The 10,345-nt window shown below is 73.4% G+C and carries 6 protein-coding genes; 4 read left to right on the forward strand and 2 right to left on the reverse strand.

Going from position 1 to position 10,345, the window contains the following annotated elements; genetic code table 11:
* The first annotated feature begins 142 nt into the window (after window positions 1–142).
* Window positions 143–1,501, forward strand: a complete 1,359-nt coding sequence (locus ACFV3E_RS09335) for a cytochrome P450 (protein ID WP_500534144.1) — start codon at window positions 143–145, stop codon at window positions 1,499–1,501.
* Here the strand turns inward: ACFV3E_RS09335 and ACFV3E_RS09340 are convergent.
* Window positions 1,470–2,387 carry a 5'-3' exonuclease gene (locus ACFV3E_RS09340; RefSeq protein ID WP_500534264.1) on the reverse strand — a complete coding sequence of 306 codons (918 nt, stop codon included), beginning with the start codon at window positions 2,385–2,387 and terminating at the stop codon, window positions 1,470–1,472. The genes ACFV3E_RS09335 and ACFV3E_RS09340 overlap by 32 nt on opposite strands.
* A gap of 175 nt (window positions 2,388–2,562) precedes the next feature.
* Here ACFV3E_RS09340 and ACFV3E_RS09345 point away from each other — a divergent pair, with 175 nt between their 5' ends.
* The 3 genes from ACFV3E_RS09345 (at window position 2,563) to ACFV3E_RS09355 (ending at window position 6,372) form a co-directional block, all read left to right on the forward strand.
* Window positions 2,563–3,711: a quaternary amine ABC transporter ATP-binding protein gene (locus tag ACFV3E_RS09345; RefSeq protein ID WP_500534265.1), complete on the forward strand. Its 1,149-nt coding sequence runs from the start codon at window positions 2,563–2,565 to the stop codon at window positions 3,709–3,711.
* A complete protein-coding gene (locus tag ACFV3E_RS09350; RefSeq protein ID WP_500534145.1) occupies window positions 3,704–5,503 on the forward strand; it encodes an ABC transporter permease/substrate binding protein in 1,800 nt (599 codons plus the stop codon). The genes ACFV3E_RS09345 and ACFV3E_RS09350 overlap by 8 nt, the downstream gene beginning before the upstream one ends.
* A 107-nt stretch (window positions 5,504–5,610) precedes the next feature.
* Window positions 5,611–6,372 carry a helical backbone metal receptor gene (locus ACFV3E_RS09355; RefSeq protein WP_500534146.1) on the forward strand — a complete coding sequence of 254 codons (762 nt, stop codon included), beginning with the start codon at window positions 5,611–5,613 and terminating at the stop codon, window positions 6,370–6,372.
* A 78-nt stretch (window positions 6,373–6,450) separates the two neighbouring features.
* Here the strand turns inward: ACFV3E_RS09355 and ACFV3E_RS09360 are convergent, their stop codons facing one another.
* Window positions 6,451–9,540 (reverse strand): alpha-L-rhamnosidase-related protein, encoded by a 3,090-nt coding sequence (locus tag ACFV3E_RS09360; protein WP_500534147.1) that lies wholly within the window; start codon window positions 9,538–9,540, stop codon window positions 6,451–6,453.
* Window positions 9,541–10,345 lie beyond the last annotated feature (805 nt).

Below are 10,345 nucleotides of genomic sequence, written 5' to 3' on the forward strand. Positions count from 1 at the left end.
TAGGCAAGCCTAACCCATCCGGCCCGTCCCGTGCAGCCGGTCTCGGAAAGATCACGAGATCTTCGAACACCGGTTCCGATCCGCCGTTCTCCGATTTTGATGGGACGGACGCGATCAGACGCTACCCGGGAGGCCGGCGCACATGGGTTCCGACACCGCCACCGCGATCACCGCAGGACCGCGCGGGGTGCCGCTGCTGGGGAACCTCCCGCAGTTCGCCAAGGACCCGCTCGCCTTCTTCACCACGCTCCGCGAGTGCGGGGCCGGGCAGGTCACCTGGGCCATGGGCCGCACCCCCGCGCGCTTCCTCAATGATCCCGCGCTCATCGGGGAACTGCTCTCGGCCCGCGAGTCCACCTTCTCCCTGCCCGACCTCGGCTGGTCCTTCCGCTACCTGATGGGCGAGGGGGTCGTGGTGGCCAAGGGCGCCGACTGGCGCCGCAAGCGCTCCCTCGTCCAGCCCTCGGTACGGCCCAAGCAGGTGCGCGCGTACGCGGCGACCATGGCCGACTGCGCACGGGAGGTCGCCGACCGCTGGAACGGGGGCGAACGGATCGACGTACGCCGCGAGATGACCGGGCTGACCCAGCGCATCGCCGTACGGACCGTGTTCGGCACCGACGCCGCCGTCCGCGAGGAGGTCATCGGCCGCTGCATGGACGCCGCCCAGCAGCAGATGGGCGCCGAGTTCCGCGGTCTGGGCGCGATGCTGCCCGACTGGGTCCGCACCCCGGGGCGGATCCGCTTCAAGGCCGCCGTCGACACCCTCGACGCCGAGGTCGCCCGGATCGTCGCCGTCCGCCGCGAGGCCGGCGGCGAACGCGACGACCTGCTCAGCCGGTTGCTGGCCGCCGTCGACGAACACGGCGTCCCGCTCACCGACAGGGAGATCAGGGACGAGACCGTCACCCTCTACAACGCGGGCCACGAGACCACCGCCACCACCCTGACCTGGGCCTGGCACCTGCTGTCCCGCAACCCGCAGGCGCGTGAGGCGCTCACCGAGGAGCTGGACCGGGTGCTCGGCGGCCGCACTCCGGGCTTCGACGACTACGCGGAACTGCGCTGGACCGAGGCCGTCGTGAAGGAGACCCTGCGCGTGCGGCCCACGGTCTGGCTCAACCTGGCCGTCGCCGAGGAGGGCGCCGCCCTGGGCGGTGCGCCCGTCCCGGCGGGGACCCAGGTCTGGATCAGCCCCTGGGCCACCCACCGCGACCCCCGCTGGTGGCCGGAGCCCGAGGAGTTCCGCCCGGAGCGCTGGCTGGACGGGGCGCCCGACCCGGTTACCGACCACACGTGGTTCCCCTTCGGCGGGGGCACCCGGGCCTGCCTCGGGGCGCGCTTCGCGATGGTCGAGGCGGTGATCGTGCTGGCCACCCTCGGCAGCCGCTTCCACCTGGACACCGGCGACCAGGAGATCCGCCCCACCGTCGGCCTCACCCTCCAGCCCGACCGGGACGTCCTCGCCGTCACCCGGCCCGTTCCGGCCCCAGCACGCTGAGCAGCCGCTGCAGCGAGCCGCCCAGCCCCCAGCGCTCGGCCAGCGCGGCCAGCTCCTGGGGCCGGCGCGGCTCCCGCGGCAGCTGCGGGGTGAACTCCGGCAGCGGCACGTCGGAGGCCACCCGCACCACCTTGGGCGCGACGGCCACGTAGTCCCCCGCCTCCTGCAGCCGCTTGCGCTGAGCCGGGGTGACCTTCGAGGCGGGGTCGTGGGCGGCGGCCATGATCCCGGCCAGGTCGCCGTACGCCTCCAGCAGCTTCGCGGCCGTCTTCTCGCCGATGCCCGGCACGCCCGGCAGGCCGTCGCTCGGGTCGCCGCGCAGCAGCGCCAGGTCCACGTAACCGGGGCCGTCCACCCCGTACTTGGCGCGCAGCCAGGCCTCGTCCACCACGTCCAGCGAGCCGACGCCCTTGACCGGGTACAGCACCCGCACCCCGCGGGCGTCGTCCACCAGCTGGAACAGGTCGCGGTCACCCGTCACGATGTCCACCGGGCCGGGCGCCCGGCCCGCCAGGGTGCCGATCACGTCGTCCGCCTCGTACCCGGCGACACCCACCCGGGCGATGCCCAGCGCGTCCAGCACCGCCTCGATCACCGGGACCTGCGGCGACAGGGTGTCCGGGACCTCCTCGACGTCCGAGCCGCCGGGGACCTCCTCGGCGACGCGGTGCGCCTTGTACGAGGGGATCAGGTCCACCCGCCACTGCGGCCGCCAGTCCGCGTCCATGCAGGCCACCAGGTCGTCGGGGGCGTGGTCGGCGACCAGGCGGGCGATGAAGTCCAGCAGCCCGCGCACGGCGTTGACCGGCGTGCCGTCGGGCGCGCGCACCGAGTCGGGCACGCCGAAGTACGCGCGGAAGTAGAGGCTGGCGGTGTCCAGGAGCATCAGGCGTCGAGTCACACGCCGATGATGCCGCACGCCGCCGACACCGTGACCTCCGTCACGGAACGGTTTGCTCCGCTTGTGTCGGGGCAGCCGCCGTCCCGGAGCGGGACAGGAGCGCTCCGCGACCAGCGTGCGGGGGCAGCCGGTCGTCCTCCCTACGACACGTGAGGTGTATGTGTACAGGCTGCAGGCAGAGCATCTGTACAAGGTGTTCGGTGCCGACCCCGAGGACGGCGTGCGCCGTCTGGAGGCCGGAGCCGGACGCGACGAACTGCGCGGGAGCGGTACGACCGCCGCGGTGATCGACGCGAGCTTCGACGTCCGCGAGGGCGAGATCTTCGTCGTCATGGGCCTGTCCGGGTCGGGCAAGTCCACGCTGCTGCGCACGCTCAACGGGCTGAATCCCCCCACCGCGGGGCGGGTGCTCTTCGACGGCCGCGACCTCACCGCACTCAGCGCCCGCGAACTGCGCCGCGTGCGCTCGCACGGCATCAGCATGGTCTTCCAGCACTTCGCGCTCTTCCCGCACCGCAGCGTGCTCCAGAACGCCGCGTACGGCCTGGAGGTGCAGGGCGTGGGCCGCAAGGAGCGCGAGAAGCGCGCCGCGCAGGCCCTGGAACTCACCGGCCTGTCCGGCTGGGGCGACTCCTGGCCCGACGAGCTCTCCGGCGGCATGCAGCAGCGCGTGGGCCTGGCCCGCGCCCTGGCCACCGACGCCGACGTGCTCCTCATGGACGAGTCCTTCAGCGCCCTGGACCCGCTCATCCGCCGTGACATGCAGGACCAGCTGATCGAACTGCAGCGCAGCCTGAAGAAGACCATCGTCTTCATCACCCACGACCTCAACGAGGCCATGCGCCTCGGCGACCGCGTCGCCGTCATGCGCGACGGGCGCATCGTCCAGATCGGTTCCCCCGAGGACATCCTGCTGCGCCCCGCCGACGACTACGTCAGCTCCTTCGTGCACGACGTCGACCGCTCCCGCGTGCTGACCGCCGGCACCGTCATGGAGCCCCCGCACCGCCCCGACGCGGGCGACTGCCGCTGCGAGACGGTCACCCCGCGCACCGCGCTCGCCGACGTCCTGCCGGTCAGCGCGCGGGTCCCGCACCCCGTGGCCGTCCGCGACGAGGCCGGCGACGTGGTCGGTGTGATCGCCAAGGACCGGCTGCTGGCCGCACTCGGCGACCACGACGGACCGGTCACGCCGTGCACCGACGACATGGCGCGGGCGGCCGCCGGCCCGCCCGCGAAGGACGCCGGGCCGCAGGACGCCGCGCCCAGGGTGCCGGGCCGGCCGCGGAAGGAGGCGGCGCGTGCCTAGGCTGCCCCTCGGCGACTGGACCGACAGCGCCGTCACCTACCTGCGCGACCACTTCGGTCCGCTCTTCGACCTCATCAGCGCCGTCGTCTCCGGCATGTACGACGGCCTGGACGCCGTGCTGCAGGCCCCCGCGCCGCTGCTGCTCGCCGGCATCCTCGCGGTTCTCGCGCTGTGGCTGCGCGGTCTGACCGCGGGCGTGCTCTCCTTCGCGGGCCTGGCCGTCGTCGTCTCCGTGCAGCAGTGGGACGAGGCCATGGACACCCTGTCCCTGGTGCTGGTCGCCACCGTGATCACCATCGTGCTCGCCGTGCCGCTCGGCATCTGGTCGGCGCGCAACCGCACCGTCTCCGCCGCCCTGCGCCCGGTGCTGGACTTCATGCAGACGATGCCCGCCTTCGTCTACCTGATCCCCGGCATCTTCTTCTTCGGCGTCGGCCAGGTGCCCGGCATCATCGCCACCATCGTCTTCTCCCTGCCGCCGGGCGTGCGCATGACCGAGCTCGGCATCCGGCAGGTCGACGGCGAGCTCGTCGAGGCCGCGGAGGCCTTCGGCACCGCCCCGCGCAGCACCCTGCTGCGGGTGCAGCTGCCGCTCGCGCTCCCCACGATCATGGCGGGCGTCAACCAGGTGATCATGCTGGCGCTGTCCATGGTCGTCATCTCCGGCATGGTCGGCGGCGGCGGTCTCGGCGCCTCGGTCTTCACCGCCATCAGCCAGGTCGACATCGGCCTCGGCTTCGAGGCGGGCCTGTCCGTGGTCATCCTCGCCATGTACCTGGACCGCGTCACCGGAGCCCTCGGCACCCGGGTCTCCCCGCTGGGCCGGCGTGCGATGGCCACGGCCGCCTCCCCGCGCGGCCTGCAGCTGTGGAAGTACCGCCCGCAGACCTCCGTCGCCGTCGTCGGCATCGTCGCCCTCGCGCTGGTCGCCGGCGGGGTGAACGTCTTCGGCGCCGCCGACGAGGGGACCGCCGTCCCCGAGGCCGACGACGTCGGCAAGGGCCGCCAGGTCGACATCGGCTACATCCCCTGGGACGAGGGCGTCGCCTCCACCTACCTGTGGAAGGAACTGCTGGAACGGCGCGGGTACGAGCCGAAGGTCACCCAGTACGACGTCGGCGCCCTGTACACCGGCATGTCCGCGGGACGGGTCGACTTCGAGACCGACTCCTGGCTGCCCGTCACGCACCGGTCGTACTGGGAGAAGTACAAGAACGAGCTGGACGACTACGGCTCCTGGTACGGCCCCACCTCGCTCGAACTGACGGTGCCCTCCTACGTCAAGGGCATCGACTCGCTGGCCGACCTCAAGGGCAAGGGCAAGCAGTTCGGCGGCCGGATCATCGGCATCGAGCCGGGCGCCGGGATGATGAAGATGCTCAACGACACCGTCCTGGACAGGTACGGCCTGGAGGGCGAGTACGAGGTCACCACCGGCTCGACCGCCAGCATGCTCGCCCAGCTCGACCGCTCCATCAAGGCGAAGGAGCCCGTCGTCGTCACCCTGTGGTCCCCGCACTGGGCCTACGGCGAGCACAGCCTGAAGAAGCTGAAGGACCCGCTCGGCGCCTGGGGCAAGGGCGACGGCATCCACACCCTCGCTCGCAACGGCTTCGCCGGCGACGAGCCGAAGGTCGCCAAGTGGCTCCAGGACTTCAAGCTGAGCGAGAAGGAGCTGACCGGGCTGGAGGGCGCCGTGCACAAGGCCGGCCAGGGCCGCGAGCAGGACGGCGTCCGCGACTGGCTGGACGCCCACCCCGGTCTCACGGACCGGCTCGCCCCGGTCGGCTGACCGGGATCCCGACCCCGGACGGCGCGGCACCCGGCACCTTCCCTCCCTCGTGCCGGAGCCGCGCCGTCCGGCCCTCCCCGTCCCGCGGGGATGGATACGGTGGGGACATGACCCGTCGCGACTCCGGCCCCGCACGGCGTGTGGTCTCCCTCGTCCCCTCGCTCACCGAGGCGGTGGCGACCACGGCGCCCGCCCTGCTCGTGGGCGCGACCGACTGGTGCAACCAGCCGGCCGACCTGCGCGTCACGCGGGTCCGGGGCACGAAGAACCCCGACATCGCGGAGATCGTGCGGCTCGCTCCCGACCTGGTGATCGCCAACGAGGAGGAGAACCGCGAGCCCGACCTCACGGCGCTGCGCGCGGCAGGGCTGACGGTGCTGGTCACGGAGGTGCGCAGCCTTCCGCAGGCCTTCCGGGAACTGCACCGCGTCGTCGTCGAGGCCTGCGGCCTGCCGCGCCCGGCCTGGCTCGACGCCGCGGAGAAGACCTGGGCGTCGCTGCAGCCCGCGGCCCGCCCCCGCAAGGCCGTCGTGCCCGTCTGGCGCCGGCCGTGGATGGTGCTCGGCCGGGACACCTTCGCCGGCGACCTGCTGGCCCGGCTGGGCGTCGAGAACGTTTACGGGACCCACCAGGAGCGGTATCCGCGGGTGCCGGTCGACGAGCTCACCGGCAGCGGGGCGGACCTCGTCGTGCTCCCGGACGAGCCCTACCGGTTCACCGCGGACGACGGGCCCGAGGCGTTCCCGGACATACCAGCGGCCCTGGTCAGCGGCCGTCACCTCACCTGGTACGGCCCGTCCCTGGCCGAGGCGCCGGCCGTGCTCGCCGCGGCCCTCGCCGGCCCCGCCCCCGCCCGGCGCGGCGGCTGACCCGGGGGGCCGCGCCGTGGCAGCCCCCCGGCGCACGCGGGCCCGTGGCCGTCGCGTGCGCCGGGGAGCGACCTGGGGTCAGCCGCGCGCCACGGCCGTGAAGACGGTACGACCGGAACCGACCCGGTAGACGGCCCGTCCGTCCTGGACGCCCAGGTACGTGGCGTGGCTCCCGGCCGCGGTGTAACGCCCGCCCGCCACCACGGGCAGCGCGACCGTCGCCGTCACGTTGACCGGCACCTCGACCGTCGTGTCCACGCCGTGCCGGTTCCGCCGCCAGTCGACGCCGACGGTGCCGCGCTCGGTCCACTGGCTGCCCGAGGCGTGGCTCACGCCCGCGTCCGCCGGGGCGATCCGCACCGACGCGCCGCCCGGGCTGGTCACCGTGACGCCGAGCACGCCCTCCAGCACCCCGACGGCACCCGCGCCGCCCCAGCCGTGCGACATGCTCTCGCTGCTGCTCTGCGAGACCTGGCCGGGCGCGCAGTCACTGCTCGCACAACCCGGAGTCCACTGCTCCCACAGGAAGGTGCCGCCCTCGGCCAGGACCTGCGCGGGCCCGTCGGCGGAGGGATCGGTGAGGATCCGCACCAGCGTGTCCGGCCGGTCGACGACCCGCAGCGCCTCCAGCAGGGTCCGCAGCGTCATCGGCCCCTGCCGCATCCCCTGCCGGGACAGCTCCGCGCCCAGCGCGGCGTACTCCGAGGGCTCCGCGACGCCGTAGGCGACCGGGAAGCTCTGCGCGTGCTCGCCCTGATGCGCGATCAGGGCGCCGTCGGAGGACAGGCCGTCCGACCACAGCCCGGTGCCGCCGTCCCGCAGCCGCTCCCGCATCGCCGCCGTCAGCTCGTCCGCGCGGCCGGCGTAGACGTCCCGGGTGGCGTGGTCGCCGAGCGCGTCGGCGGCCTCGGCCACCGACCGCATCGCGCCCACCCCGAGGGCGTTGACGACGGTGCGGTTCACGTTGCCGTCGGTGACGTAGCCGTACCGCATCGGGGCGGGCCAGTCGATGATGCCGTGCAGGTACGCGCCGCTGCCGCCGGGCAGGTCGGCGACCAGACCGCCGTCGTCCACCGCCGAGGAGACGTAGTCGGCGACGTTGCGCATCACGGGCAGGGCCCGGGCGAGCAGTTCGCGGTCGCCCGTCGTGCGGTAGTAGCGCATCACCCACTCGGGGAACATCTCGGTGTAGTCGGGGATGTCCCGCTTGGCGTCGCCGTTGGGGTAGACGGAGTTCAGGGCGCCATTGGGCCAGTAGCGCGCCTGGGAGTTCATGAAGGACTCGATGGCCTGGCGGGTCAGGCTGCGCTCGCCCGACGCGGCCATCGTCGCGAAGGACTCGTCCACGGTGTCGCCGAGGAACTGGCCCTTCTCACGGGTCGGGGTGTCCAGGAAGACGTTCTGCGCGGACTGCAGCGCCGAACGCTGCATCAGCGAGAAGACCTGGTCCAAGGTGCCGTCGCTGCTGCGGAACGTGGCGGGGTGCGCCGCGTCGGTGTTCTGGACGACGGCGGTGACGTCCCGCGTGGTCAGCTTCTCGCCCGGGTCGCTGATCTGCAGGTAGCGCCAGCCCCAGTACGTGAAGGCCCGGGCGGTCTGCGGGCCGTCCTTCTCGGTGTAGAAGAAGCGCATGTTGCTGCCCTGGGTGTCCAGACCCGACGTACCCGCGCGGGAGTTCTCCACCCAGCTCGCGGCGGCGTGGTCCTCGCCCAGGGGACGGTCCAGGGTCACCGTCGTGCCGTCCACCGCGCTCACGGTGCGGGTCTCGGGGTGCCCGGCGCCGTACCCCGTGGCGGGCGCGTCCACCACGATCTCGTCGCCGGCGTGGACGTTGGCCGCGTTGGCGAGCGTCACCGAGGTGTCCCCGGCCCGCACGGCGGCGCTCAGCGTGGAGTTGCTGCGCCGGTAGCTGGTGGTGAACGTCAGCTGCCGCCCGGCGGTGCCGGAACGCAGCCGTACCGAGGGCACGGCGGCGTACACCTTGCCGAAGTCGGCGAGGACGGTGCCGTCGGGCAGGTGCAGCAGCGAGACCGGGTGGACGGTCTCCTGCGTGAGGTGGGCCTGCAGCGCCGACAGGTGGGTGAAGGCGCACGGGGACGAACCACCCTCGTAGGGGCCGCAGTTGTCCGGGTTCGGCCGCGGATGGGCACCGATGACGGTGGCGGCGGCCCAGCCGGAGTCGTCGTAGCCGGGGGTGTTCCAGCCGGTCTGCTCGACCGTGGCGTCGTAGTACTCGACGCGGTCGCCGGCGTCGCCGTTGCGGTAGGTCAGGGTGTCGACGCGCTGCGGCTCGTAGCGGTGCACCTTCCAGGTGCCGTCGGAGACCGCCACGTCGCGGGTGCCGTCCGCGTGCTCGACCACCACCTTGACCAGCAGCCCGGAGGGGCCCTCGGGGGCGTTCGGGCCGTTGGCCCGGCCCTGGCACTTGCAGGACCAGTAGTGCGTCAGCACGCCCACGGCCAGGTCCCGGCCCGCCTTGACGCCCTTGACGGCGGCGACGTCGTAGAAGCCCTCGCCGGCGTACTCGTAGGACGAACTGCGCTGCATGGTCTTGCCGTTGACGTCGACCTGCCAGTCGCCGGAGGCCGCGACGTACACCCGGGTGCCGACCACGGGGCTGCCCGCGGACACCCGGACGACCTTGCGGGCCGCCGTCCACTCGTTGCTCGCGTCGTTCCCGGTCGCGGGACGGCGGATCCACTGGGCGCCGGACCAGTCCTGGTCCGTCAGGCCCGTGCCGAAGGACGCGCCGGCCGAGTAGGGGGAGGCCTCCCCCGCGCGGTCCCACGTCCGCACCTTCCACTGGTACGCCGTCCCCGGCGCCAGCGCGGGCCCGCCGTACGGCACCCAGGACTGCTCGGAACCGCGGACCTTGCCGCTGTCCCAGACGGTGCGGCCGCCGGGCACGCGCACGACGACCTGGTAGGCGGTCTGGACCTCGTCGGAGTCGCTGTCGCGGGGCAGCCAGCCGAAGCGCGGCGCGCCGTCGAGGGCGAGCGGGTCGGTGCGGTCGTCGACCGTCAGGCCGCCGGGGGCGCCCGGGGCGTGGTTGCGGGGCGCCGGCGCGTGGTCGGCGTAGGCCTGGGGGGTGGCGGCGGCCAGCGTCAGGCCGAGGGAGAGGGCGAGGAGGGTGAGGCGGCGGCGGGGGATGGGCGGACGTCGTTTCATGGACACCTCTCGGCGGGGTTAGAACGTTTCAATCCGCGGGCGTATGTTATTGATACGTTTCAATCCTGTGAACGGGGTGAGCCTAGGCAGACCCGTGTGCGCTGTCAACGCCCCCTCGTATGCGGCGCCGTTGTGTGTGGGGGGCGGCTGCGCCGGGCTGCCCGGTGGGTGTGTGCGGGTGCGTTGCGCCTGCGGCGGGCATCCCCCGCCCGCCCTCCCGATTGCCCGGCGCGGTCAGTGACCGCCTCGCTGCGTGCGTTGTGGGTCGGTGCCGCGCCGGGGCACGCCCCCAGCCTTCGGCCGGGGGGACCCCCACCTCGGCGCTCGCGGCGCTGCCCCACGTCATTCGGCACCGCAACCTCCGCTCGTCTCCCCCAGCCTTCGGCCGGGGGGACCCCCATGGGGGCACCCCGCCACACCTCCTCCGGTCGTATGGGCGGCTGACGGCCGGACGGGGTTCAGAGAGCGGTTCGGGGTTGCCGCAGGTGCCTTACTCACCCCCGCCCGGCCGTTATGCGCCCCGACAACGGGAGGGGGTGTGGCGGGGTGCGCCCGGAAGCGACGAGCGGCGGACCCGGTGCCGAATGATGTGGACGTAAACCGCGAGCGCTGAGGACGTGCGCCGGCGCGGCCCCGACCCCACGCCAACGGAGCGAAGGCCCGCACTGACCGCGCCGGGCAACCGGGCGGGAGGGCGGGTGGACGCCCGCCGCAGGCGCAAACAACCCGCACACAACCACAGGCCGCCCGGCGCAGCCGCCCGCAGGCGCAAACAACCCGCACACAACCACAGGCCGCCCGGCGC

Origin of the sequence: Streptomyces sp. NPDC059718 (genome assembly GCF_042733315.1) — a bacterium.
Taxonomy (GTDB): Bacteria; Actinomycetota; Actinomycetes; order Streptomycetales; family Streptomycetaceae; genus Actinacidiphila.